This is a genomic window from Bacillus cereus group sp. Bce019 (assembly GCF_051781745.1).
Classification (GTDB): Bacteria; Bacillota; Bacilli; order Bacillales; family Bacillaceae_G; genus Bacillus_A; species Bacillus_A cereus.
In genome coordinates, this window is sequence record NZ_JBPWJX010000109.1 from 1 (window position 1) to 275 (window position 275).

Genomic DNA, 275 nt, shown 5'->3' on the forward strand with positions numbered 1-275 from the left:
TGTTGCCTCTGGTTTGCCGATTCGCACATTATTCCCAATTGTCGTATCGAATAAATGCGGCTTTTGATTCAATACAGAAATATATTTTGATAAAAGATTCGTGTGAGCATGTTCACTATTCAATAAAACTTCACCCTGTAATGGGCTTAGTGCACCTGTTAACAATTTTAACAAAGTAGATTTTCCAGTTCCGCTTCTTTCTAAAATGGCGATTTTTTTTCCTGCTTTTATTTGTAATGATACGTCTTTCAATACAAATTCATTGCTATCTGGGT

The 275-nt window shown here is 34.5% G+C and carries 1 protein-coding gene; it reads right to left on the reverse strand.

Annotated features, from left to right (window positions below):
* Window positions 1–275 (reverse strand): ATP-binding cassette domain-containing protein (locus ACS2QP_RS27655; protein WP_438883046.1); only part of this gene is annotated, 275 nt, incomplete at both ends.